Origin of the sequence: Exiguobacterium sp. s56 (genome assembly GCF_018618255.1) — a bacterium.
Taxonomy (GTDB): domain Bacteria; phylum Bacillota; class Bacilli; order Exiguobacteriales; family Exiguobacteriaceae; genus Exiguobacterium; species Exiguobacterium chiriqhucha.
The window spans coordinates 145,321-169,494 of sequence record NZ_JACSLR010000004.1 but is presented as its reverse complement, the minus strand read 5'-3'; the positions used below and the strand labels follow the sequence as shown (position 1 = coordinate 169,494).

General features: G+C 53.0%; 29 protein-coding genes. 9 read left to right on the top strand and 20 right to left on the bottom strand.

Features of this window, described 5'->3' with window-relative positions; all coding sequences use genetic code 11:
• Positions 1-18 precede the first annotated feature (18 nt).
• Positions 19-957 (top strand): M23 family metallopeptidase, encoded by a 939-nt coding sequence (locus KNP71_RS06255; RefSeq protein WP_214802145.1) that lies wholly within the window; start codon positions 19-21, stop codon positions 955-957.
• A 51-nt stretch (positions 958-1,008) separates the two neighbouring features.
• Here KNP71_RS06255 and KNP71_RS06250 read toward each other — a convergent pair whose 3' ends face one another.
• The 4 genes from KNP71_RS06250 to KNP71_RS06235 all read right to left on the bottom strand — a co-directional run bounded on the left by KNP71_RS06250 (position 1,009) and on the right by KNP71_RS06235 (position 3,260).
• Positions 1,009-1,407, bottom strand: coding sequence for a cytidine deaminase (locus KNP71_RS06250; protein ID WP_021066236.1), 399 nt, complete (start codon positions 1,405-1,407; stop codon positions 1,009-1,011).
• Between the two features lie 133 nt (positions 1,408-1,540).
• Positions 1,541-1,972 (bottom strand): cyclophilin-like fold protein, encoded by a 432-nt coding sequence (locus KNP71_RS06245; RefSeq protein WP_214830308.1) that lies wholly within the window; start codon positions 1,970-1,972, stop codon positions 1,541-1,543.
• Entirely contained in the window at positions 1,969-2,529 is a 561-nt protein-coding gene (locus tag KNP71_RS06240; protein ID WP_198922689.1) for a sugar O-acetyltransferase, read from the bottom strand. Before KNP71_RS06240 ends, KNP71_RS06245 begins: the two co-directional genes overlap by 4 nt.
• A complete protein-coding gene (locus tag KNP71_RS06235) occupies positions 2,529-3,260 on the bottom strand; it encodes an SDR family oxidoreductase (RefSeq protein ID WP_021066233.1) in 732 nt (243 codons plus the stop codon). The genes KNP71_RS06240 and KNP71_RS06235 overlap by 1 nt, the downstream gene beginning before the upstream one ends.
• Positions 3,261-3,364: 104 nt before the next feature.
• Between KNP71_RS06235 and KNP71_RS06230 the strand changes: the two genes are divergently transcribed.
• Positions 3,365-4,243, top strand: coding sequence for a LysR family transcriptional regulator (locus KNP71_RS06230; RefSeq protein WP_214830306.1), 879 nt, complete (start codon positions 3,365-3,367; stop codon positions 4,241-4,243).
• On the opposite strand, the gene KNP71_RS06225 is transcribed toward KNP71_RS06230, so the two are convergent.
• Positions 4,240-4,812 carry a TetR/AcrR family transcriptional regulator gene (locus KNP71_RS06225; RefSeq protein WP_214830372.1) on the bottom strand — a complete coding sequence of 191 codons (573 nt, stop codon included), beginning with the start codon at positions 4,810-4,812 and terminating at the stop codon, positions 4,240-4,242. The two genes, KNP71_RS06230 and KNP71_RS06225, sit on opposite strands and share 4 nt — an antisense overlap.
• A 138-nt stretch (positions 4,813-4,950) precedes the next feature.
• Here KNP71_RS06225 and KNP71_RS06220 point away from each other — a divergent pair, with 138 nt between their 5' ends.
• The gene (locus KNP71_RS06220; RefSeq protein ID WP_214830304.1) at positions 4,951-5,700 is read left to right on the top strand and encodes an SDR family oxidoreductase; all 750 of its coding nucleotides are present in this window, start codon (positions 4,951-4,953) and stop codon (positions 5,698-5,700) included.
• A 46-nt stretch (positions 5,701-5,746) separates the two neighbouring features.
• Here the strand turns inward: KNP71_RS06220 and KNP71_RS06215 are convergent, their stop codons facing one another.
• The 5 genes from KNP71_RS06215 to KNP71_RS06195 all read right to left on the bottom strand — a co-directional run bounded on the left by KNP71_RS06215 (position 5,747) and on the right by KNP71_RS06195 (position 10,200).
• Positions 5,747-6,778, bottom strand: a complete 1,032-nt coding sequence (locus tag KNP71_RS06215) for a FecCD family ABC transporter permease (RefSeq protein ID WP_029594756.1) — start codon at positions 6,776-6,778, stop codon at positions 5,747-5,749.
• Positions 6,775-7,788, bottom strand: coding sequence for a FecCD family ABC transporter permease (locus tag KNP71_RS06210; RefSeq protein WP_470295451.1), 1,014 nt, complete (start codon positions 7,786-7,788; stop codon positions 6,775-6,777). Before KNP71_RS06210 ends, KNP71_RS06215 begins: the two co-directional genes overlap by 4 nt.
• Before the next feature lie 10 nt (positions 7,789-7,798).
• Positions 7,799-8,836: an iron-siderophore ABC transporter substrate-binding protein gene (locus KNP71_RS06205; protein ID WP_021066227.1), complete on the bottom strand. Its 1,038-nt coding sequence runs from the start codon at positions 8,834-8,836 to the stop codon at positions 7,799-7,801.
• A 167-nt stretch (positions 8,837-9,003) separates the two neighbouring features.
• The gene (locus KNP71_RS06200; RefSeq protein ID WP_214830302.1) at positions 9,004-9,501 is read right to left on the bottom strand and encodes a hypothetical protein; all 498 of its coding nucleotides are present in this window, start codon (positions 9,499-9,501) and stop codon (positions 9,004-9,006) included.
• Positions 9,502-9,606: 105 nt separating this feature from the next.
• Positions 9,607-10,200, bottom strand: a complete 594-nt coding sequence (locus KNP71_RS06195; protein WP_214830300.1) for an FMN-binding negative transcriptional regulator — start codon at positions 10,198-10,200, stop codon at positions 9,607-9,609.
• A gap of 107 nt (positions 10,201-10,307) precedes the next feature.
• On the opposite strand from KNP71_RS06195, the gene KNP71_RS06190 reads away from it, so the two are divergent.
• Positions 10,308-10,994, top strand: coding sequence for a haloacid dehalogenase type II (locus KNP71_RS06190; RefSeq protein ID WP_214830298.1), 687 nt, complete (start codon positions 10,308-10,310; stop codon positions 10,992-10,994).
• Here the strand turns inward: KNP71_RS06190 and paiA are convergent.
• The gene (gene paiA / locus KNP71_RS06185) at positions 10,969-11,490 is read right to left on the bottom strand and encodes a spermidine/spermine N(1)-acetyltransferase (RefSeq protein ID WP_214830370.1); all 522 of its coding nucleotides are present in this window, start codon (positions 11,488-11,490) and stop codon (positions 10,969-10,971) included. The two genes, KNP71_RS06190 and paiA, sit on opposite strands and share 26 nt — an antisense overlap.
• 8 nt (positions 11,491-11,498) lie before the next feature.
• Entirely contained in the window at positions 11,499-11,951 is a 453-nt protein-coding gene (locus KNP71_RS06180; RefSeq protein ID WP_214714399.1) for a MarR family winged helix-turn-helix transcriptional regulator, read from the bottom strand.
• 142 nt (positions 11,952-12,093) lie between these two features.
• Between KNP71_RS06180 and KNP71_RS06175 the strand changes: the two genes are divergently transcribed.
• Together KNP71_RS06175 and KNP71_RS06170 are read left to right on the top strand one after the other, a co-directional pair.
• A complete protein-coding gene (locus tag KNP71_RS06175) occupies positions 12,094-12,450 on the top strand; it encodes a DUF2200 domain-containing protein (protein WP_131471385.1) in 357 nt (118 codons plus the stop codon).
• The gene (locus KNP71_RS06170; RefSeq protein ID WP_131471386.1) at positions 12,450-12,872 is read left to right on the top strand and encodes a DUF1801 domain-containing protein; all 423 of its coding nucleotides are present in this window, start codon (positions 12,450-12,452) and stop codon (positions 12,870-12,872) included. The genes KNP71_RS06175 and KNP71_RS06170 overlap by 1 nt, the downstream gene beginning before the upstream one ends.
• Before the next feature lie 244 nt (positions 12,873-13,116).
• Here KNP71_RS06170 and KNP71_RS06165 read toward each other — a convergent pair whose 3' ends face one another.
• The 5 genes from KNP71_RS06165 to KNP71_RS15855 all read right to left on the bottom strand — a co-directional run bounded on the left by KNP71_RS06165 (position 13,117) and on the right by KNP71_RS15855 (position 17,873).
• The gene (locus tag KNP71_RS06165) at positions 13,117-13,779 is read right to left on the bottom strand and encodes an ABC transporter ATP-binding protein (protein WP_029594744.1); all 663 of its coding nucleotides are present in this window, start codon (positions 13,777-13,779) and stop codon (positions 13,117-13,119) included.
• A complete protein-coding gene (locus KNP71_RS06160) occupies positions 13,776-14,996 on the bottom strand; it encodes an ABC transporter permease (protein WP_214830296.1) in 1,221 nt (406 codons plus the stop codon). The genes KNP71_RS06165 and KNP71_RS06160 overlap by 4 nt, the downstream gene beginning before the upstream one ends.
• Positions 14,997-15,677: 681 nt before the next feature.
• Positions 15,678-16,007 carry a hypothetical protein gene (locus KNP71_RS06155; RefSeq protein ID WP_021066197.1) on the bottom strand — a complete coding sequence of 110 codons (330 nt, stop codon included), beginning with the start codon at positions 16,005-16,007 and terminating at the stop codon, positions 15,678-15,680.
• A 322-nt stretch (positions 16,008-16,329) separates the two neighbouring features.
• Positions 16,330-17,148, bottom strand: coding sequence for a methyl-accepting chemotaxis protein (locus KNP71_RS15860; RefSeq protein WP_251132758.1), 819 nt, complete (start codon positions 17,146-17,148; stop codon positions 16,330-16,332).
• On the bottom strand, positions 17,112-17,873 hold the full coding sequence (locus tag KNP71_RS15855; RefSeq protein ID WP_353049138.1) for an MCP four helix bundle domain-containing protein: 762 nt from the start codon (positions 17,871-17,873) through the stop codon (positions 17,112-17,114). Before KNP71_RS15855 ends, KNP71_RS15860 begins: the two co-directional genes overlap by 37 nt.
• Positions 17,874-18,078: 205 nt before the next feature.
• Between KNP71_RS15855 and KNP71_RS06145 the strand changes: the two genes are divergently transcribed.
• Together KNP71_RS06145 and KNP71_RS06140 are read left to right on the top strand one after the other, a co-directional pair.
• Positions 18,079-18,726, top strand: coding sequence for a TVP38/TMEM64 family protein (locus KNP71_RS06145; protein WP_021066195.1), 648 nt, complete (start codon positions 18,079-18,081; stop codon positions 18,724-18,726).
• Positions 18,727-18,839: 113 nt separating this feature from the next.
• Positions 18,840-20,366 (top strand): methyl-accepting chemotaxis protein, encoded by a 1,527-nt coding sequence (locus KNP71_RS06140; protein ID WP_214830294.1) that lies wholly within the window; start codon positions 18,840-18,842, stop codon positions 20,364-20,366.
• A gap of 369 nt (positions 20,367-20,735) precedes the next feature.
• Here the strand turns inward: KNP71_RS06140 and KNP71_RS06135 are convergent, their stop codons facing one another.
• Complete coding sequence (locus KNP71_RS06135) at positions 20,736-21,596, bottom strand: SDR family oxidoreductase (RefSeq protein WP_214714407.1); 861 nt, start codon at positions 21,594-21,596, stop codon at positions 20,736-20,738.
• Positions 21,597-21,744: 148 nt separating this feature from the next.
• On the opposite strand from KNP71_RS06135, the gene KNP71_RS06130 reads away from it, so the two are divergent.
• The gene (locus KNP71_RS06130; protein ID WP_214830292.1) at positions 21,745-22,179 is read left to right on the top strand and encodes an Rrf2 family transcriptional regulator; all 435 of its coding nucleotides are present in this window, start codon (positions 21,745-21,747) and stop codon (positions 22,177-22,179) included.
• Positions 22,180-22,202: 23 nt separating this feature from the next.
• Here the strand turns inward: KNP71_RS06130 and KNP71_RS06125 are convergent, their stop codons facing one another.
• Positions 22,203-23,039, bottom strand: a complete 837-nt coding sequence (locus tag KNP71_RS06125) for a Cof-type HAD-IIB family hydrolase (RefSeq protein ID WP_214714409.1) — start codon at positions 23,037-23,039, stop codon at positions 22,203-22,205.
• A gap of 145 nt (positions 23,040-23,184) precedes the next feature.
• The gene (locus KNP71_RS06120; RefSeq protein ID WP_353048043.1) at positions 23,185-24,066 is read right to left on the bottom strand and encodes an AraC family transcriptional regulator; all 882 of its coding nucleotides are present in this window, start codon (positions 24,064-24,066) and stop codon (positions 23,185-23,187) included.
• Positions 24,067-24,174: the final 108 nt, after the last annotated feature.

Sequence of the window (24,174 nt, the reverse complement as noted above, 5' to 3'; positions counted from 1 at the left end):
AGCAAAGGTGGAACCTACATGCAACTCGATGTCCGAACATTTCCTAAATCATTTCTCGATGGTCAATTCGATTCAATCTATAACCAGACGACCGACTCATTCAAACAGCAGACCTCGCTCGACACGTTCTACCGGCTCGCCACTTCATTCAATGAAGGTGTTCGCCGCTATCGGGTCGTGAATGACATGAAATTGAACGGAAGCCGTCATCTCGTCTGGATGGATGACCGGAAGGAACGCGTACTCAGTGTCACGTTCAATCAGGACGACCTCATCGAGGACCTACTCATGACGCCACATCAACCCGATTCGAGGGGCGACCGTCGCTTCACGAAACATACATACCACCTCCCGTTCACGGATGACTGGCTCGTCGTATCAGGCGGTACACACCCTGGTGAGAATCGGCACTATCCGGAACGCGCGCAACGATACGCCTACGACTTCATAAAAGTGAACAACAACTGGTCATACAACAAGACAAAGTCCGGGAACCACTCGTTTTATGCGTTCGGGGAACGCGTTATCACACCGTTGGACGGGACGGTTGTTAACGTTGTCGATGATCTGCCGGACGTTCCAGATTCGAGTCACCCCTTCGGCAATCACGTCATACTGGAGCACGCCGACGGCGAGTACAGTCTCCTCGCAAACCTTGAGGCCGGTTCAATCGCCGTCAACGTCGGGGACCGTGTCAAGACACGCCAATTGATCGGTCGTTGCGGCAACTCGGGGGATTCGTCTGAACCGCACCTCCACTTCCAAGTGATGGACAGTCCCGACCTGGCATCCGCCACCTCGCTTCGGATTCGGCTAAAAGGGAGAAAGAATCCGGTTCGTGGTCAAATCGTCAGACCGAAACCATCCAACTCATCAGATCATACGGTCTTGGCCGCTGATTTTTTATTTGAACTCGCGCTCGCGGTTCCCAGACTCTTGTTTAATTTTTGGCGGTAATCGTTAGCTACAAAAAATGTCCCCGCATCGATGGATGTGGGGACATTTCTGTTACATCTCGAGTTCTGTGAACGCAAGCGGGACGAGCTCTTCAAGCGTCACTTCTTTCACGTCGGCGTTGCCGTTCGTGAGCAGCACTTTGAAGTCCGGGTCGCCGAACTCGACGAGCACTTGGCGGCAGATACTGCATGGCGGCAAGAAGTCGACCGTGTCGCCTGACACCGCGACGGCTTCGAAGTCACCTTTTTTATAGCCTTGCGCGACCGCTGTGAAGATGGCCGTGCGCTCGGCACAGTTCGTCGCACCGAATGAGACGTTCTCGACGTTGACACCGTCGATGACCGTACCGTCCTTCATGAGAAGCGCTGCTCCGACGCGGAAGTTCGAATACGGCGAGTAGGCGTTCTCTTTCACTTGGCGGGCACGCTCGACTAATTGTTGTTGGTTCATGGGATCATGGTCCTCTCTGACTCGAAATGAACTGATGCCAGTTCCCGGCCTCTCTTTTTTGGGCAGGATTTTTAGCATACACCTCAAGCGATAGAGAAGTCAATGAAATTTTGAAAGCGGTCACACTGTTGTGTCAGTTTTGAAACGTCAGCTCGACCGTCCCGCTCCCGAGTAGCGGTGCAAGCGTGGAGAAGTCCTCGACCCGACCGATGCGCGTATACGCATAGCTCGTCTCGACGTCTTCATAAAACAAGACGAGACAGTCATCCCCATACAGCATGACATCCCCAGCCCGAATCGAGCTGACACGTTCCGGGTTCGTCGGGAACGGTTCGTCGAAATAGAAATACTTCTCGTTCTGATGCAAGTCCTGCATCGACAACGTGAGTGGCAGACGGGCTTGAAGCGCTTCGGCTGTCGGGTTGGTTTCGAAACGTATTGAGACGTTTAGTTCTTCCACTTGTGACGTCACTCCTTCCTGATTCTCCGGCTTCCTCACCGTGTCGTCCCCACACCCAGCGAGAAACAACATGGAAGCGACCAATCCGAGGCGGATGACGTTCATGACGTCTGAACGATACGGGCCGGTGTCCCGGCGACCGTCACGTTGTCCGGGACGTCTTTTGTCACCGTCGCGTCAGCTGCGACGATGGCGTTCTCGCCGATGGTGACACCCGGCAAAATCGTCGCCCCGGCCCCAATCCAGGCGTTACGTTTCACGCGAATCGGCTTCGTGATCAAGCCGCGCCGTTCGGTCGGGTCGGTCGGATGATTGACCGTCAGTAACTTGGCGAACGGGCCGATCAAGACGTGGTCCTCGATGTCGATGCCGCCGAGATCGGTGAACATGACGCCACGGTTGATGAAGATGTCTGTCCCGAGCGTGATGTGTTTCCCGAAATCGGTATAGAACGGCGGTAGCACCGTGACCGAGTCCGCGACGTCTTGCCCGAGCAACTCCGAGAGCGTCCGCTGGAACTCGTCTTTCGGCAAGTACTGATAATTCAGGCGCATGAGCGTCGGCTCGATGGCTCGTTGAATGTGATGAATCTCTTCAAAGACGGCTTCGCCCGCAGCGATCGTTCGACCGGACACGCGTTCTCTCAATCCGCTACCCATCATCACACCTGTTGTTTCGTCGGACGGATGATGAGGTTGCTGACAGAGACCCGGTCCGGTGTGTCGATGGCGTAGACGACCGCTTCAGCCACGTCCTCGCTCGTCAATCCCCACTCGGTTTGCGCCTCATGGAGCGCCTGGGCGGCTTGTTTGTCACTGATCGTGTTGTACAGCTCGGTCTGGACGGCTCCCGGTGAGATGATCGTCGATTTGACGTTGTTCTCCCGCTGTTCTTGGCGCAAGCCTTCCATGATGGCGCGGACCGCGAACTTCGTCCCGCAGTAGACGGCCGACTCCGGATAGACAACGTGGCCGGCCACCGAATCCGTCGCGATGATATGACCCGACTGTTGACGTTCCATGATTGGAAGCACGGCGGCAATCCCGTTCAACACCCCGGTCACGTTCACATCGAGCATGGCCTGCCACTCGTCACGGCGCCCGTCGACAAGTGGCGCGGTCGGCATGATCCCGGCGTTGTTGAACAAGACATCGACATGCCCGAACGTGTCGAGTGCAGTCTTCACCACCGCCTCGACAGCTGCGTAGTCCGTGACATCGGCTTGCTGGATGACGATGTCAGCCTCGGGATGCTTCGCTTGGATGGCTTCCAACCGGTCGAGACGACGGGCGGCGAGCACGAGTTTCGCGCCCCGTTCGGCCAATAGATGGGCCGTCGCTTCGCCGATCCCGCTCGACGCCCCCATGATGATGACAACTTTGTTGATGGTCATAATCCATTCCTCCTTTGAATGACTCTAGTATAGGAACGGACAAGCGTCATGTCTAATGCTACTATTTGATTAAGAACCATAACGAAAACGCATGGAGGGATGACATGGAGCTACAACAACTACGGTACTTCCTCGCCGTCGCGAGCGAAAAGAACATCACGCGCGCTGCCGAACACTTACGGCTGTCGCAACCTGCGCTGTCCCGACAAATCCATCAGCTCGAGGACAGTCTCGGTGGACCGTTGTTCGAGCGGAGCCAAGGCGGGGTCACGCTGACGGAACGAGGCTACTATTTGGCCGAACACGCCAAAGAGATGGTCCGTCTGGCCGATAAGATCTCGATCAACTTGAACACGGCGACACCCGTCAGCGGAGAACTGTACATCGGCGGTGGTGAGACGGAGACGCTCACTTCGGTCGTCGAGACGTTCCGACAGATGAAACAGCTTCATCCCGACGTCAAGTTACGCCTGTATAGCGGCAACGGGGACGATGTCATCGACAAGTTGGACCGGGGCATCCTCGACTTCGGGGTCGTCATCGAACCAATCAATCTCGCCACGTACACCTCGCGCGAGCTCCCCCACGTCGACCGTTGGGGCATCTTGACCCGCCGTGACAGTCAGGTCGGACAAAAGAATGCCATCGAGACCGGGGATCTTCTCGATTTGTCGCTCATCTTGTCAGAGCAATCGCTCGTCGACCGGCATTTGTCGGCCCGGCTCGGCGTCGATTTGACTGAAGCCGACGTCGTCGCGACGTACAACCTGCTCTATAACGCCTCGCTCCTCGTCCGGGAAGGCATCGGCCACGCGCTCTGCCTCGACGGGATCATCAACACGCAAGGGACCGAGTTGGTGTTCGTCCCGCTCCATCCCCCGCTCACGTCTTCCGTCCATTTGATTTGGAAGAGCGGGAGTCGCCTGTCGAACGTCGCCTCAACATTTTTAGAGCTGTTCGATGAACGGGAAACGGCCACCTAAACACGGCGGCCGGAATCGAGGCGCAATATGTGCGCCAACTGCTCGTTCATCTCGTCCGGGTTGGCCGCAAAGTCGTGTTCGGCCCAATGGATGATCATCCCGACGATGGCGTTCGCTTGATACGAACAGAACAACGCATGGTCAATCTCGTCTTGCTTGTGCGCCGCCGTGTCGCGGAGGAGCAACTTGCGCACTTCGTCGAACAACATGTAATAGTACGCGAGCGGTACGTTTTTCGAGAAGACGATGCGATAGAAGTCGACGTACGTCTGGACGTGGTGAAAGATGCGGATCGTCGACGGCTCGAGTTCACGCGGATTGAGCAACTTCACATGACGATACGGCTCCTCGTACGACTTGGCGAGGTCGGCCGTGATCTCTTGGAAGTACTCCTCGAACACGTCCTCGACCCGGGCATAGTGCAAATAAAACGTGCCCCGATTGACATTTGCCACACGACAAAGTGCTGAAATCGTCACTTGTTCGAGCGAATGATTCTTCAATAATTCGACGAGCGCCTCATGGAGCGCTCGTTTTGTTTTGATGACGCGCAAGTCCGCCTTCATGATTCGCACATTCCTCTCAACAGTTATGGCCTAAAGTGTTGATTACTCAACAGAACGTCTCTTTTTTGATGATTGTAAGCGATTTCTATCGTTCATTATAATAGTTATTGAACACATGTTCAATTAAAGGAGGAGACAGTCATGCGGTTATCGGGGAAAGTGGCGATTGTCACAGGTGCAGCATCAGGAATGGGGAAAGCGATCGCGGAGCTTTACGCGAAAGAAGGAGCTCGCGTCGTCGTCTCGGATATGAATCTCGACGGGGCACAGGCCGTCGTAGAGGGGATTTTGGGCGAAGCGTTCGCCATCCAGACGGACGTCATGTCTGAAGAAGCGTTGCAGCAGTTGTTCGATGAGACGGTGAAGACGTTCGGTCAAGTCGACATCCTCGTCAACAACGCCGGCATCATGGACGGGATGGAACCGGTCGGTGAGATTTCGAACGAGCGCTGGGAGAAAATCTTTGCCGTCAATACGGTGTCGGTCATGAAATCGATGCGGATTGCCGTCGACTTGTTCACGAAGCAAGGTCACGGCGTCATCGTCAACAACATCTCGGCCGGGGGCTTGTACGGCGCTCGGGCCGGAGCGGCCTATACGGCGTCGAAACACGCCGTCGTCGGATTGACGAAGAACACGGCGTTCATGTATGCCGATCAAAACATCCGTTGTAACGGAATCGCACCGGGCGCGGTCGCGACGAACATCGGCTCGACGATGACGAACATGAGCCAGGCCGGGTTCGGTCGCCAGCAACTCGGGATGGCCATCAACCCACGCATCGGACAACCGGAAGAGATCGCTCAACTCGCCCTCTTCCTCGGCTCGGACGAATCGAGTTTCATCAACGGTCAAGTCGTCGCCATCGATGGTGGTTGGACCGCCTACTAAACCAAAAAATGAGCCATATCCGACGCCGGATGTGGCTCATTTCTCGTTATAGCTCCCCTCTCCGGTTCATCCGGATCAAGAGATAAATCAAATACGGCGCCCCGACCATGCCGGTGATGACACCGACCGGGTAGCGGGCCGTGAAGGCGAACTGACCGATGAGATCGGCCGCGAGCACCAAGATGACCCCGACGAGTGCCGCCGGGATGATCGTCGAACGCCCGTCCCCGACGAGCCGCTTGGCGATCGGTCCCGCCAAGAACGCGACGAAGGCGATCGGGCCGGTCGTCGCCGTCGCGAGCGCGAGCATGAGCACCGAGGCGACAATGAGCAACACGCGCGTCTGGTTCGTCTTAACGCCAAGCGACGTCGCCGTCATCTCCCCGAGCTCTAAAATCTGGAGCTGTCGGCTGAGTCGGAGGATGACCGGCAGACAGAGTGCGACCGCGATCATGAGCGGCGGGAGCGTCTCCATCTTCACCCCGTTCAAGCTACCGCTCAACCAGCGCATCGCCGTCCCGACATCGTTTTGGCGGCTGATGAGCAGCAGATAATTGATGACCGCCGTCAGCATCGCTTGAATCCCGATGCCGACTAAGACGAGCCGGCCGATTGAAAAGGCGGCGCCTTTCGACAAGAAGTAGATGGCGAGGACGGTCAATAACCCGCCGATAATCGAGATGATGGAGACGAACGTATCGCTCGCCTGTAAGACGACGATACCGAACACGGCTGCCGCACTCGAACCGGTCGTGATGCCGATGACGTTCGGGTTGGCGAGCGGGTTACGGAGCATCGTTTGGAACACCGTGCCGGCGATTCCGAACGCGAGTCCGGCGAAGACGCCGGCGAGCATGCGCGGCAGACGGATCGTGCCGACGGCGAACGAGGCGCCCGGTACTTGTTCCCCGAACAAGACACGGATGACGTCTGCGACGGGATAAATCGTATTGCCGAGCATGAGCATCGTCGCGCTCAACGTAAGGGCCAGCGCGAACAAGACGAGCGTCACGAAGACGGTCCGTTGCCGACGCTTGCGACTGTTATGGATGATGGGTTGAATCGATTGGTTCGTCATACGCCACGCACCTTCACTTTCATCGTCAAGGCGATCAATATTGGTGCCCCAACGAACGCCGTGACAATCCCGACTTCGAGTTCCCCGGGACTGCCGAGCAAGCGCCCTGCCACGTCAGCGAACGTCAATAAAATCGCGCCGGTGAGTGCCGACATCGGGATGATATAGCGTTCATCCGCTCCGATGACCAAGCGGACGAGGTGCGGCGCCAAGAGACCGATAAAGCCGATTGGTCCAGCCAGTGCCGTCGCCGCCCCGCACAAGATCACACCGGCGAACGAGGCAATCAATTTCAACGTGCCGATGCGGACACCAAGACCTGTGGCGAGCTCTTCCCCGAGCGCCAAGATGTTGAGGGACGGTGCCGCCAAGATGGCGATAATGATACCGCCGATAAAGAATGGCAGGAACGTCATAATCGAATCCATTGTCCCGGCCCCGACGCTACCGACTTGCCAGAACCGGAACTGGTCCATGACGTTCGAGCGCGGAATCATGATGGCCATGACGAGTGACGACAAGGCCGCACTCGTCGCCGCGCCGGCCAAGACAAGTTTGAGTGGCGTCGAACCGCCCCGACCGAGCGACCCAATGCCGAACACGAACGCCGCCGTCAAGAGTGCCCCGGCGAGCGCGAACCAGATATAGTCGCTCGCGGTCGAGATGTTGAAGAAGGCAATCCCGACGACGACGAACAGCGCTGCTCCCGTGTTGACCCCGAGAATGCTCGGGTCGGCGATCGGGTTGCGCGTCACCGACTGCATCAATGCGCCCGAGACACCGAGTGCTGCCCCGCACATGAAACTGAACACCGTCCGAACGACCCGCTGCCGGACGATGTCCGCTTCATACGACTGAACAGCCGGACGGAATAAACCGTCAAGCAGTTCATCCCATCCGACTGTCCGTGAGCCGAAAGCAAGCGAAGCGAGCATACAGACGACGAGCAGGACGAGCGACCCTACGAGGAGGAGCCCGAACCGTTTCGGCGTGTGTAACTTCTTCGGCATATTCATTTGATTACTCGACTTTCGCGAGTGCTTCTGACACGAGTTTCACATAGTCGTCAATCGTATATTCGATCGAGAGTGGTGATGGTGTCCCAGCAGCCGCGAGCGGCGTGTTATCTTCGATCATGACGACCGAACCGCGTTTGATGGCCGGCACTTTGCTGTAGAGCGGGTCAGCTTGAAGTGCTTTCAACGTCTCTTCGTTCCCGTAGGCGACGAAGATGTCGACGTCGTTCAAGATGTCAGCGTTCTCTGAGCTGAGCTCGAGGTAGAAGCTGTTCTCATCTTTGATTTGGCTTGTGATGTTCTCAGGGTACTCCATGCCGAGCTCTTCGATGAAGGCACCGCGTGGGTCACCCGTCGTGTAGATGTAGAACTTCGAGAGATCGTCTGGGCTGAGCGCGACGAATGCCGCTTTCTTCCCTTTCATCTCCGGTACTTCAGCTGCCTTGTCAGCGATGAGTTTCTCTGTGTCTTCAATCAACTGTTTGCCTTCTTCTTCCATGCCCATGGCCATTGAGTCGTAACGAACCGTGTCCTGCCATGATGACACCCAAGGCGTCTCTTGGTATGCGACGACCGGTGCGATTTCTGTCAACGTGTCGTAATCTTCTTGCGTAATACCTGAGTAGGCGGCAAGAATGACGTCCGGCTGTGAGTCGGCGATCGCTTCGAAGTCGAGACCGTCCGTATCTTGATAGATGTTCGGGTTTTCTTCACCGAGGTCTTTCAACTTGTCAGCCGTCCACGGCAACATGCCGCTGCCGTCTTGGACACCGTAGTTCGCAGCCGAGAAACCGACTGGTACGACGTCAAGCGCGAGCGCCACGTCTTGGTTCGACCAACCGACCGTTGCGACGCGTTCTGGCTTCTTGTCGATGACCGTCTCACCTAACGCGTGTTTGATTGTGATTGGATAGCCTTCTGCCGTTTCAGCAGATTCATCTGTCGTGGCTGCATCTTCATTGTTCGAGCCGCATCCTGCGAGCACGAGCACGAAAGCAGACATGATGATGAACATATGTAGCATTTTCTTGTAGCTGTTCATGTCCTAGTCCCCTTTTTCTGTATGACAACGTTTTACGCCGACATTGATAATCATTATCATTTATGAGTATAGGATGAATCCGGGCGTGCTGTCAATCTGAACTTCAAGATATCTTGTGAAAAATAGAAACAGCCTGCATCTCTCAAATGGTGAGATGCAGGCTGACGTCATAACGTTTGGTTGGCCAAGTTGATCAGTTGTTGGACCGGTAAGCGGGTCTCGTCGTCAAGTTCGATGGAGTTGCCATCGATGTAGTAGATGATTCGGGCAGTAAAGCCATTTTTGTTGATCCACCATAACCCTTGGGACGTCGATTCCGCCTCATCATAGAAAGCAGATGTCCCGTCCGCAAGTACATATTGGTCTCCGTATGACGAAATATCTTCCATGTCATCAGGTTCATCGACGACTTTATGGACGATGTAGCGCAACTCCTGTGTCGTCTCCTCGTTCACATAGTGAAACACGAATTGATGCATGTGGTGCGGTTTTGCGATATCAATTTCACTGTAGCGCCGAGTGATCTCAAACGGAAACGCAATCGGCTCTTCAAACTGGTGTTCAATCGGTGGGTTCGGTGGGTCTGGCCAATCCGTCGCCAGTTCAACCAAAGCCAAGATGACAATCAGCCAACCTAGCAACCTCATCAACCGTTTCTTGTTCATCTGTCTTCGCTCGCTTCATCATTGAATTTGATTCCACGATTGATGATACGCCTCAACACTTCCCTTGGGTAGATGAGAATCGAACGTCCGGTCAATGAATCGAAATTATCGTTGCTTACGCATCACATCCGCCATCGGACACCCTTCCCTCTCGAGCTCAGAGACGATACGATTATAGTCCGCTTCGTTCCGGTTCTGGCTCAGCTTGAACGCCGCCTGCATGTCTTCGATGTCGATGCGGAACCCGACGACGCCATATTTCTGCCGTTGCACCGGCTCAGATAGTTCCTCCCAGACGACGGCGTGCTCGCGGTCCCCTTCATGGTCGTGGAGCAGTCCGGCCAAGTCTTCCTCAAGTTGGTCCGCATTTAAAATGGTGGCCTGTCCGTATGCATGGACGGCCTGATAGTTCCACGTCGATACGTCCTCATGTCCGTACCACGACGCCGACACATAGGCGTCCGGGCCTTGGACGATCAAGAGGACGGTCTGGTCTTCAATCGTTTGCCACTGTGGATTGTTTTTGGCGATGTGTGTGGTGAACCAGACGCGGCCCTCTTCCTCATGGAAACGGAGTGGCACGTGCGTCGCGATCGGTTTTTGGCCATCATACGTGACGATGGTGCCGAACGGATGCGCCTTCAAGAAATCGTGCACTTCTCTCGGATCGTTCACGGCGTAAAGTTTTGGGACGTACATCGTATTCCTCCTGTCTGGTTCGTTGATCAACTGACTGGCCCTCCCGTATAATTCATGCCAACTAGGGTAAAGAGTAGATGACGCGATTCAACTAAGGAGGGATCTCTATGAAACCGACGATTAAAGCATTCGTGTTCGATGTATATGGGACCTTGTTCGACGTCCATTCCGTCAAGACGGCGTGTGACGAACAGTTCCCCGGAAAAGGTGACCAAATCAGCCAGGCGTGGCGGACGAAACAGCTCGACTACTTCTTTACCCGCCACATCATGGGGCGCTACGAGGACTTCTCCGTCGTCACGCGCGACGCGCTCCGGTATGCATTGTCAGCGGCCGAAGTGACGTGGACGATCGAGACGGAGGACGCATTGATTGCCACTTACGCCGACCTGTCGCCATATGAAGAGGTTGAAGACGTCTTGCAACAACTTCATCATAAACAGACTATCGTTCTCTCGAACGGGACGGACGCGATGCTTGAGGCGCTCATCCATAACGCCGGGTTCACCGACCTGTTCGATGAACTCGTCAGCATCGACGGCATCAAACAGGCCAAGCCGTCACCGGCCGCCTACATGCATTGGTTCAAAAACAGCGGACTGAAGCGGGACGAGGTGCTGTTTCTATCCTCGAACGGTTGGGACATCGCCGGTGCGAAGAACTTCGGGTTCCACACGGCTTGGATTAACCGCGACGGCAAACCGGTCGATATGCCCGACCTGGCCCCTGACGCCGTCTACGAGGACTTGTCAGGCATACTGGAATGGGTCACGGACGAAGCGGCTTGGCCATAAGCAAATCGACTTGAGCGTCGTCACCCATATAAAACGTGTGCGCCCCGGTCTGGACGAAGCCGTGCTTTCGGTAAAAGGCGAGTGCCTTGTGGTTATGTTCCCACACACCGAGCCAGATTTCACGCTTCTTCAGTTCGTTCGCACAGCGGATGGCCTGGTCGTACAGCGCCTTGCCGACACCGCTTCCTTGGAAGGCACGTCGCACGTAAATTCGTTCGAGTTCGAACGCCTCTTCGCCCATGGCCTCGGTCTGGGCGTTGTTGGCGTTCACTTTTAGATAGCCGGCCACTTCCCCATCGAGCATGGCGAAAAAGAACTGTGAGTCCGGATTCGAAAGCTCCTGTTCAAGTTGCGCCACGTTGTACGCCCGCTCTAGATACGCGGCCAGATGCGCCGGGTCATTCTCGGCTTCGAACGTTTCCGTGAACGTCTCGATGCTGATGGTGCGAAGTGCGTCAACGTCTTCGATTGTACAAGCTTTGATGGTGATCATGATTGTTCCCCCTAGTAGTCTCGTTTCTTCCCTTTTTTCACGGCATCCCAGTCCCCTTCGATATTGTGGCGGACCCGCTTCAACAGCCGAAGCAGCTGCTCGGCTTCCTGGTCGCTCAGCCCGGCGAGCGCGACGTTAGTCGAATGCTCATGCTCGCGGATGATAACCGGGTACAGCGCCTTGCCCCGTTCAGTCGGGACGAGCCGCTTGATTTTCTTGTTGTGCGGGTCGTCCTGCTTCGTGATCAACCCGTTCGTTTCCAACTTTTGAACCGCCCGCGCCGCCGTCGTCCGATCGACTTTAATCAATTCGGCGAGCTTCTCTTGAATGATGCCCGGCTCCTCACAAATCCGGACCAAATACAAATATTGCCCTTTCGTCAGCTCGAGCTCCTTGAACTCGATATTGCTGATCGAGTCGAGGGAACGGGCAATCATCCCGATTTCACGCAACTGGTCTCTCATATAGTCCTCCTGATTGTTGTATTTACAATACGTTACGTCTAGTATAGTTGTTTTGGTTGCATTTGCAACAAAAAATATTCTCGGTACGTCTTTCGAATGTGTGAGAAAATGAAGGTATCATTCCACGAAACGAGGGGATTTCATGGCACACCGCATTTACACGACGAGCTTTGCGAGCGTCTATCCGCTTTACGTCGCGAAAGCCGAACGGAAAGGCCGGACGAAAAACGAAGTCGATACGATTATCCGCTGGTTGACGGGCTATGACGAGGCCGGACTCGAGCGCCAACTCGCTGCCGAGGTCGACTTTGACACATTCTTCGCCGCTGCGCCCAAGATGAACGAAGACCGCGCCCTCATCAAAGGCGTCGTCTGCGGCGTCCGCGTCGAGAATGTCGAGGAGCCGCTCATGCGCGAGATTCGCTATTTGGACAAACTCGTCGATGAACTGGCCAAAGGCAAAGCGATGGCGAAGATTTTACGAGGAGGCGACGTCTGATGGACTATACGACACTCGTCGACGACAAGCGGCTCGACGCTTTCATCCGTTTAATTGACGTCATCGATGCGAACTTACCGGCCGGGTTCGAGAAGACGACCGACGGGAACGGCATCCATTATGTCGTCCCGCTATCGACGTATCCGTCCGGGTATCACGTCACGCCGGGCACCCCGCTCCCGTTCTTGAGCGTCATCGCCCAGAAGAACCATGTCGCCGTGTATCATATGGGCGTCTATAGCGACCCGGAACTGCTCCGCTGGTTCGAGGAGTCATACGCCGCCCAAGTGCCGACGAAATTGAACATGGGCAAGAGCTGTATCCGCTTCAAAAACGTGAAGCATATCCCATATGAGTTGATGGGTGAACTCGTCTCGAAGATGACACCAGAACAATGGATTGCGGCGTACGAGTCACGTTAAAAAAGGCAGGTCGATTGTCGACCTGCCTGTTTGGCATTCCTTATTTTCCCCGCTTCCCCCATAGTCGGAAACGGATTGAGTCCGTCCTCATTGCGGCCTTGCCAGATATACTGCTACAACTAGGAGAGCTACCCCTAAGACAATCAACAATTTGTAAAACATGTTTTGTTTTCTACGAACCACACCAATCACGGTAAAGAAGATACCGAATAGGAAGGACAAGACCATTGCGATGAATCCCATTTTATTCGCTCCTTTTCAGCTTAATGATTCGCTCGTGACGATTGGCCACGTCCAAATCATGTGTCACGGTAATCACTGTCGTATTGAACTCGCGATTCATCTCAAACAACAAATCGATGATGCGCTCTTTGTTTTCCGGGTCTAGTGACGCAGTCGGCTCATCGGATAAAATGATTTGGGGATTCATAATGACAGCCCTCGCAAAAACAGCTCGCGACCGTTGTCCGCCCGAACATTCCAACGGTTTCTTCTTCAAAATGGACTCGATTCCAATCTTACTCACAATCCGCTTGAAGTGTTCCTGGGCGCGTGGGTCTTTTTCAAGATTGGCATACATGAGCGGTAACTTAATATTGTCCTCGATGGTCAGCGAATCAATGAGTGCCGATTCCTGAAGCACGAATCCAATCTTTTGATTGCGCCATTTCGCTAATGTATCCCGTGACAGCCCCTGAACAGATGAATCAAATAGCTCATAGCTCCCTTGGTAACGTGTATCCAGCAACCCGATTATATTGAGCAACGAGGTCTTCCCTACGCCAGACTCCCCTATAATCGAGAGCTTTTCCCCCGGTTGAACCTCTAATTCAAAATCATGCAGGATGGAAAATCCTTTCTTATCGAACGCTTTTTTCTGAATTTCTAACTTGATGATGCTACTCATTGCAAAACCCCCACCGAGATTGGAATACCCTTGATTTTTTTGAGCGCCAGTTCCACAATCATCACCCCTATGATCACGTCAATCAATAGAACACCTAAGAAAGCGATCCAATCCATACTGATTAAGCCAAATACCCCATACGTGGCAAAAATCGAATCTTTCCTCATCCAAAAACCGTATCGATTGAAGGCGGTGATTGCGAATAAGATGACGAGGTTGATCGAGAACAAAATCGCAAAGTAGCTATAAAAAATGGTTCTCAGTTTGGAGTAACTTAATCCCACTAATAAATTGACCGTAAAATCTTTAATCATGAGCCGAACACTGATTAATGTATTCCAAGTCGCCAGACACACAATGACGACGAGTAACACGAGCGTAATCGCACTAATCATCTTCAAAGAGCTTACATAATAATCTTCAAAGTAATTAAAGTTTTCTTGTTGGCTAAAAAAGTTAAAGTCCAACCCTAGATTGTTCTGAATCTGTTCATTCAACTTCGTTGCTTCTTCTTTCGTCGAATCGAGCAACACGATGTCCATCAAACCATTCAAATGGAGGTCAAGCCCTGCACTTTGAATAAATTGTTCATTGACGGGTACGAAAATTGAAAAATTGTAGTAATTCTTTGAATTGGGCGCATAAAAATTAGAGCGGTGCGTATTTTTCTCCAAGATTCCTTGAACTTTCAAATCGACTACCTGTTGGGTAACCGGATCAGCAATCTCGATTTTTGATCCTACAGGATACGTCGAGGCCAGACCCCCACCTATCAGGACCGGAATTTCATCTTTTTGAAATTGATAATCGAAGCTCAAATGATCACCTTGCGCCAATTTGAACTGATTAAGTTGGTAAGCCTCATCATTGATGTAATTGAACGACACTTCCATATCATGTTCATTCTCTAACGAGGTCGTAAAACCATCAGCTTGTAGGGCGTATGTATAATTGTTATTTAAATCCTCATAAATCTTGCGTGTATCCTCGATTTCAATTCGAGCGAAATCAGCTTCACTGTCCGGGTCCAGATTGGCGATATAATTCCCTTCTTGGTTAAACGTTTCAATTTCTTGATAACCTTGTACAGTCGAAATAATCGAACGCGTGGCACTAAACGAGAGATAATTCGCTAGAAAAAGTAATAGGATCATTCCAAAAACAAGGATCCACCTTTTCAAAAATATTTTAGTTATAAAAAAGTGTAAAATTCTCATTCTCTATTCACCTGACCTACACTAATTAATATGTATACGATAAACAGCAAAACGAGGTAGAGATTGCTGGTTATATTCAAATCCAAGTAGAAGTTCAATGAAAGTGATAGTAAAAAGGTGAACAGCAAGATCGCCAGGCTATTCAACATATATCGAATCATAATCTTTTGCTTTGTGTCACCGACGAGGATGCGACAGGATATCTCTACTTTTCTCCGATTTAAAAATTGATAATGAAAAATCATCATAATAAAAGTGAGAACAATACTGATTACAAATTGATAGTCGATAATGCTTTCAATGAACGACATTAAAATAAATGAGCCCTCTAAATCTGTAACTTTTACATAAAGTAATATTAAATTTGAAACGAAACAGAAGAAGTAAATGGCAAAAGCTTCAAACACATCATTAAATCTAAATAAAGAATATTTCATGACCTACTCCTTACAGACGGCATTTATAAATTTATGGTAACACGTATAATTAAATGCCAACTACCTAGCTAAAAAAAACTGTGAGTTCTAACTGATCATCAAGAAAAACAAGCTGATCTTCCAGTTAAAATAGAAAAAAATCAAATCGCATCGGTATAAGATCAGGCCCTGTAGGAACATACCTCTCGGGCCTGATTCACGTCCCCTACGTGCTTAGTAATTAAAAAATTCAAACGACAAAGTCTTATTTTAGTGCGCCACGGGCCCAGCCGAATTTTGTCGTGTACTTATCTCCCCATCTTAAATCATCCCAAACAGACCCTGTCACTTTGCTGCTGTAGGCGACTTTGCTCAACAAAGTTCTCCCATCACGTGTGTATTTAAACGAAGTCCATTTGTATGCTGAGTTACTGTAATTCCAAGCAGCACCGTTGTACTTAATCTGGAAAGACTCTTCTGTAGAGGCTCCACTAGAGGCAGTACCGAAAGTTGCTGCCGAGGCAGACCCTGCACCTAATAAAAGCGCACCGACTACTAAAGCTGAGCTAGTAAACCGTTTTGTCTTCTTGTTCATAACACATTCCTTCTTTCCTGTTAGTATTTTGAAGTGAGAAAGGTTAGTACAATTTAAAACCTAACATACCATCCATTAAATTCAATCGATAAATAACATATTATTACAATTTGATTCTTTTTACATAAAAAGTATGTTTCTCCTCATTACGAATTAACTATCATCAATCGATCTATACACGACCTCTCGCCTGATAGATTAATTTGAATCGTGTCCAGGGTCCTTAGATTGCTCTGTTTCTTAAAAACGAAGTTCGAAACGAAGTGTGGTAATAGAACAGAATTCACAAAAACAGGCAGGTCGATGGCGACCTGCCTGTTCGTTACACGTTAAATCGTTTTGTCATTTGGCGCATCTCGTCTGCCATGTTCGACAACTCTTGGGCCGATGCCGTAATCTCTTCCATCGACGCCATCTGTTCTTCCGTCGCCGCCGACGTATTCTCGGTATCGGTCGCCGTCGTCTCCGTGATGCCTTGAATCTCGTTCACTGATCTCAAAATCTCGGTCGCACCGGCCGCCATCTCTTGGACAGAACCTGACACTTCCTCGACTTTTTGACCGACTTCTTCGATGGCCCGCTTGATGTCCTCGAATGCGACGCCCGCCTGTTGGACGTTCGTGACGCTATGGCCCATCTCGCTCTCGACGACATGCATCGTCTGGACGGCTTGTTTCGTCTCCGTCTGCGTATCTCCAATCAAACCAGAGATTCGCTTCGTCGCGATCGCCGACTCTTCAGCAAGTTTCCGGACTTCTGAGGCAACGACGGCGAATCCGCGTCCTTGGTCGCCAGCCCGGGCCGCTTCGATGGCCGCGTTTAAGGCGAGCAAGTTTGTCTGTTCGGCGATACCGGAGATCGTACCGGTGATGCTGCCGATTTCTTGGGAGCGGACGTCGAGTTGGCCGATGACCGTCTGCAACGCCTTCACTTTCTCGTTCATCGCCTCGAGCTGGGACTCGAGCGTCTCAATCAACTCGTTGCCGGTCCCGACTTTTTGAAGTGCCCCGTCTGACAGTTCGGTCATGTGTTGGGCGCTATTTGAGACGTGATGAATCCCATTCGTCAGTTCGGTGAGCGTACTGTTCGATTCCTTCACACGCGTCAATTGACGGACCGAACCGGATGCAATCTCTTCCATCGTGACGTGTACGTGCTGTCGACCGTCAAATCACCAGCTCCGGCACGGCTCATGAGTCCATTCAACTCACGGACCGGACGGACGATGAGGCGCGTGATGTAGACGCCGAGCCCGATTGAGATGAGTGCCCCGATGGCGACAAGCGCCCAGAACAACGTGACCGATTCCGTCCGCTCGTTCTGCATCGTCGTGCTTGCCGTCTCGGCTTCTTGATTGATGCCGTCCATGACGACCGTTGCCGTCTCGACCAAGTCTTGACGGACCGGTCGCAAGTCACTCATATAGACGCGATAGGCCGCCGTGTTCTCATTCCGAAGCACCGGCTGAAGCACGAGCTCGGTCCCTTCGAGATATGCTGCAATCTCGGCATTCAAGTCTTCGACTCGACCTTGCATCTCGGCATCTGTTGAGGCGAACGTCTCGTTGAACAGTTCGAGGTTCGTCCCGATGCTGTCACGCCGTTCCTCGATACTTGCCTCTAGTTCTTCATTTCGAGACGCATCCGTCGTCAGCATCAATTCGAGCAAATACCCGTCCAAGGCACGGTTATCCGTCCGGATTTGACCGAGGGCGCGAATCGGCAATAACCGATCTTCATAAATCGATTCTCCCGCATCGGCCATGCGTCCCATGAAGACGTGGCTGAGTGCTGCGACGAGAACGAGTGTCGCGATGAATACGCTGATCAGTACTGTCAGTTTTTTAGACATCTTCAAATTTTTCACGATGATCCCTCCCTACCTGATTTATCGTAGGAAAGAGCTTCAAAATGAAGTCCCTCGGCACATGCGTTGACCTATGTTTCCATTTTTAGCCACCCTATTGAGCACAATCGCACATTGCCGACGCATTTGTAAGCTGGCTCACCTTCATTTGGAGACGGAATGCGATACGATAAACAAAAGAACTGATGGAAAGGAGGCGTAATCTGTGCCCCGCTGGCTCAAACTTAGTCTCATGCTCATTGTGTTCGGGAGTATCTTCTACATCACTCATTTCCACTATGAACTCCGTCCATCCGATATCCGTGACATCGTCCTGTCGTTCGGCTGGTGGGGTCCTGTCGTCTTTTTCCTTATCTATGCGATTGGCCCAATCATCTTCTTGCCGACTTCGGTACTGTCACTCGGGGCCGGTCTCGCCTTCGGGGTGTGGCCGGGTGTCCTCTACATCCTGTTCGGGGCGACGGCGGCGGCCGTGACCGGTTACGTCATGGCCCGACTGTTCGGCAGGTCCGTGCTCAAGGTCGAGAGCTATCCATGGTCGGAGAAGCTGTTCACGCAGATGGAGCAACGTGGCTTCCTATACGTGTTCGTCTTGCGGCTCATCCCGCTCGTCAGCTTCGATTTGCTCAGTTACGCGGGCGGGATTGCTAAGGTCCGGTTCCGGTCGTTTATCCTCGCGACCGTCCTCGGAATGATTCCAGGGACGCTCGCCTACAGTTTTCTCGGGGCGAGTCTCGCCTCGGGAAGTATCACTTTGGTCGTCATCGCCGCCCTCGTCTTCGTCACGTTGATTGGTGTCACTTACTATTTCCGGGAACCCGTCAAACGGTGGCTCGGACTCACGTCAGACTAGAGAAGCGCATCCGCTTCTCTTTTTTTTGCTTCGGCGTGTAAAAACGATAAACATTCGTGCCAATCGGACGATACTCTAGTAGCTATATTGACCCATCACCAGGAGGAATCTATATGAGTTCTACGAAACGCAATCAATTGATGCTCGTCACCACGTTCGTCATCGTCTTGACGTCTGTTATCGTCCATCTGCTCCACCGCTTCACGGATTTTGCCTATACGTACACCGTGCTCCGAAACGGTGCCGTCGGCTACGCATATCCCATCGCGACATGGGTCCTGTTTGCAGTCCCAATCGTACTATTGATCGCCATGGTCGTCAGCCAGCGCGTAAAACCACATCTTTTCCCGTACTTGATGATGCTGACGCTCACGTTCGCGAGCATCTCGACCGTCGCCGGTGGGCAAGGGCTCGTCGAATATCATTTCTCGATTTTCGTCGTCTTGGCGATTTTGTCGTTCATGCGCCGCATCGATTTGATCGTCTACAGTACGGTCATCTTCGCCGTGCAACATCTCGCTGGATATTTCTTGGTTCCTGAAATCATTTGCGGGACGGCCGATTATCCGTTCAGCCTATTTCTCGTCCATGCGATTTATCTCATCCTACTGAGCGCCGTGCTTATCGCGCAGATTCACTTCCGTAACCTCGAGTCGTCGCGTGTCAAAGTACAGGAAGATGAGACGCACCGTCTGTTACAGCAAGCCGTCACCGACGCCAGTCAACTCGTCATGACATTGAAGACACATGCGACCGAACTCGAGACGGCAGCCAACCAGTCGCTCCAGTCCGGGGAACAAATCGCCGTCACCGTCGATCCGATCGTCGCCCACGCGACCGAGCAAGAGACGTCGATGAACCACGGGGCCGAGGAGATTCAATCGATTCGCTCCCTCACGGCTCTTATCCAAGAACGGATGGCCCAAACAGCTGCCGCTTCGTCACGGATTGCGGCCGACGCCATCGCCGGGGACGGCGACATGCGACGGATGGAGGCGAAAGTCGAAGAAATCATAAGCGAATCGGAACGACTCGAACGCGTGGTCACGACGATGTCGAACCGATCGACCGAAATTCAAGCCATCCTGCAGCACGTCGAGACAATCAGCGACCAGACGAACATGCTCGCCTTGAACGCCTCGATTGAAGCCGCACGGGCGGGTGACGCCGGTCGTGGTTTCGCCGTCGTCGCTTCTGAGGTCGGCAAGCTCGCCGTCCAGTCCCGAGATTATGCAGCCGAGATGACCCGCGTTCTCGGTGGACTGATGGACGATACGATCGTCGTCCGCGATTCGGCACAGTTATTCAAACGCGCGACCGAGAACTGTCAAACCGTCTCGGCCGATGTGACGGCCGTGTTCCATCGTTTGACCGAAGACGTCTCTGAAATCGACGGTCAAATCAGTTCGATTCAAGAGACACGTCAACGCGTGACGTCTCAGATGGAGACGCTCGAGGCGCGCCTTGCGACGACGAAACGAGCGGCGAGCGAACTGCAGCAACAAATTCAGCACGTCGCCGCCGCGACCGAGGAACAAGTCGCCATCCAAAAAGAGTTGAGCCACATGTCGGACCGCCTCGCCTCGACCGCGAGCACGTTAGAAGACGTGACCGGTCAGCTCGAAGCCCGAGCGAACTAAAAAACAGACCGCGAATGTGGATTCGCGGTCTGTTTTTATGAATGGCTGAAGAATGAAATTTTTGCAGTCGACCGAATGATGAGTACCGATACGAGCATAAGGATGGCCGCGATTCTAAAGCCCATATCCCCGATGACATTGAATTCATATCTCAACCCGAAAAGTATTGCTAATCCGAGGACAACGGCCATTAGAAACATCATGTTTTTCATGTGATTGATCCTTCCTATGTACATCTATGATTATCCATTTATTGTTAGTATAAAGGATGGGGATGACGTGTGCACAAATATGTGAAGACAAATCACTAATATTCATCAAAAAACGTCACGTTCTCAATTATCGAAAACGTGACGTCACTATTATCGTTTATAACGTTGATACGAGCTTTTGAAGCGCCTCTTTGAGCGGCGTCACCGGACGACCGAGCACCAACTCGAAATCGTTCGACTCGACCTCGAGCGAGCCGTTGCGGATGCTGTCTTGAATGCCGACGACGATCGGAATCGCTCCTTCCGGCACCCCGGCGCCGCGCATGACGCCAGCGTAAGCGTCGTTACTCACTTCTTGGAGCGTCACTTCACGGCCAAGCACTTCACTGAGCGCCTCGACGAGTTCGGCTTGCGTATGGAGCGGACCTGACAATTCAAAGATGTCTTGTTCGAAATCGTCTGCCATCAAAACGTTCGCGATCGCTTCAGCGTAATCTTCTTGTAGCGCCCAACCGACTTTGCCGTCACGGGCTGCCGTCACCCAAGGTGCGCCGGCAAGCACACCTTGAATGCTACCAAGTTCGTTTTCTAAGTACCAGTTGTTGCGCAAGAACGCGTGAGGGATCCCCGTCCGCTCGATTGCGCCTTCGGTCTCGACATGTGGCGGTGCCATCAAGTTTTGGCTCTCTGTCGCGTCGGCGAGACTCGTATAGGCGATGAACGATACGCCTGCGCGCTCGGCCGCCTCGACGGCGTTCGCATGTTGACGGATGCGCGTGTCGTTGTCCCCGTCCGCCGAGATGATGAGCAGTCGTTCGACACCTTTGAACGCTTCATCGAGCGTCTCGGGCTTGTCGAAGTCCCCATGTCGCACATCGACACCTTTCGCTTTCAGTGCTTCCGCTTTCTCCGGATTGCGGACGCTGACCGCGAGTTCACTTGCGGGTACCGACTTGAGTAACACATCGACAATTTTCGAACCGAGTTTCCCGGTTGCACCTGTGACTAAGTATTTCATAAATCATTTCCTCCTTTTAACCTGTAATTAAATCAGTTACATGTAATCATAATAGTTACAGCATCTTCGTTTGTCAATTGTTTGTTCCCTGTTATACTGAAGATGTAACCAATTCACTTACATGACTTGTGCAGAAAGGTGGTAGCCTATGTCCATCAGTAGCCGTTTCGCGGTCGGCATTCATATCTTGACGTTGATCGAGGTCAATCAGGACGGCGTCACCTCGTCTGACTTTTTGGCCGGCAGTGTCAACACGAACCCGGCCCTAATCCGAAAAATCATGGCCATGTTGAAGAAGGCCGACTTGATTGAAGTGAAGCCTGGCGTCGCCGGAGCCAAACTGACGAAAGACTTGAACGAGATCTCGCTCTATGACGTTTATCGCGCCGTCAGTGTCGTCGAGGAGAACGAGTTGTTCAGTATCCATGACAACCCGAACCCGGCGTGCCCCGTCGGCCAACATATCCAAGCGACGATCGAGCCGATCTTTATCCACGCCCAATCGGCGATGGAATCGGTATTGAAGCATGTGACCCTCGCCGATGTCGTGAACGATGTCGCGACGAAAAGCCAAGCAACCTGAAGAGAGGTTGCTTGGCTTTTTTTTCAGATGAGTCGATACTTTTTGAAGCTATTCGCAAGCCCGTCTTGGTCACACGCGTCCGTCACATCGTCGGCGACACGCTTGACCTCGGGTTTGGCATTGCCCATGGCGACACCGACCTTGACGTATTCGAGCATCTCGATGTCGTTCAACCCGTCCCCGTAGGCGAACGTCTGCGCTCGCTCGAGCCCTAGATGTTCGAGCAGCGTCGCGATCGCCGTCGCTTTGTTGACGCCCGGGATGGACAGCTCCCCACTGTTGGCCCCGAATACGGCGACCGTGCTCGGGATGACGGTGAAACGAGATGCGAACTCTTGTTGGATGACGTCGAGCGGGACGGATGAGCCGAGGAACGAGATTTTGTTCACGTCGGGACGGACGAGGTCGACCCCTTCCATCATCGCGTCATGGAACGGCTTCAAGCCGCGCTCGATTGTCGCACTCGCCTCCGGATTGTTCGCCATCAACTCGTCAATCATCGTCGCCACCCGTGCCTTAGCGTTGCCGCCGGCGAACAGGCCGTCGTTCGACTCAAGATAGAAATCGATGCCGTGTTCCGTAAAGAAGGAGATGAGGTGGCTCAAATCATCGACGGAGACTTGTTGGTGGTACAACACTTCTTCCTCGAGTTCGATGTAGCCCCCGGCGGCCCCGATGATGCCGTCAAAGCCGACGTCGAGAATGTCCGAGAACAGCTCGGCCTTCGAGCGCCCGGTCGACAAGAAGACGAGATGGCCGTTCTGTCGCGCCTGGCGGACGGCCTCTTTGGCCGATTCCGGGATATTGCCGTGGTCATCGACGAGCGTGCCGTCGACGTCTAGAAAGATGATGTGTCGCATAATGTCCTCCTTTTTGTCCTGAATACAAGAAAAACCTAAACCAGACGCAACATGTGCGCCCAGTTTAGGTTTTGCCTGGCAATCCAGTAACAATCCTGATGTATGTCGTTTTCCCCTCAAGCATACCGCTCGCGAATTTCCTTTGTCAAAGCTGTCGTTGTTGCCGCACGTCGGCCCGTGGCGACAGCCCGAACAACCGGGCATACTCGCGGCTGAACTGCGATTGACTCTCGTAGCCGACTTGGAACGCCGCCTCGCCCACGTCCGTCGCCTGCATGAGCAACAGCCGTCTCGCCTCTTGGAGCCGTAACTGTTTTTGGAATTGGAGCGGGCTCATCGCCGTCACTTCCTTGAAATGACGGTGGAGCGTCGAGACGCTCATGTTGGCGACGCGGGCCAATTCCTCACTTCGAATCGTCTCGTTGAAGTTCGCGATGATGTGGTCGATGACGCGTTTGATCCGGAACGCCTGACTCCCCTCGAACGCTAACTGCCGCAGCATCTCCCCGTTCGACCCTTGCGCCACCCAATACAGGAGTTCGCGCTTATAGAGCGGCGCGAGTGCCACATGATCCGGTGTGTCGACGAGACGAGCGAGACGGAGCGAGACATCGAACAACGCCTCGTCGGCATCGGCGATATACATGCCCCGCTTCGGTTCACGCGGCTCGGTCAGCTCGACGTGCCCGACGGCATCGATCAAGTCGTCAATCGTCAACTCGAGTTTCAACGCCACGTATGGGACGTCTGCGCTCGCTTTCGTCACTTGTCCCGTCACAGGCAAGTCGACCGAGGCAACGAGGTAATGTCCGCCCTCGTAGACGAGCCGTTCGTCACCGAACAACATCTCTTTCCCCCCCTGCAGGATTAGGCAAAATGACGGTTCATTGACGCGTGTGATCGGTTCGGTCACCATTGATTCATGAATGAACGTCATCGCCGGGACGATCGTCGGATGCACCCCGTCCCCCGGTATGTGTCGTGTGATGATGTCAATCAGTTGCAGTCGTGTCTCGATGTCGTTCACCCTCCCTCGGTTTTCTCCCCTTCAGTATACGGCAGATTGTTTTCTTGGACGAGCCCTGTCCAACCTGTTGAGAGGATTAGGCAAAAACACGACATGAACGCGCTAACG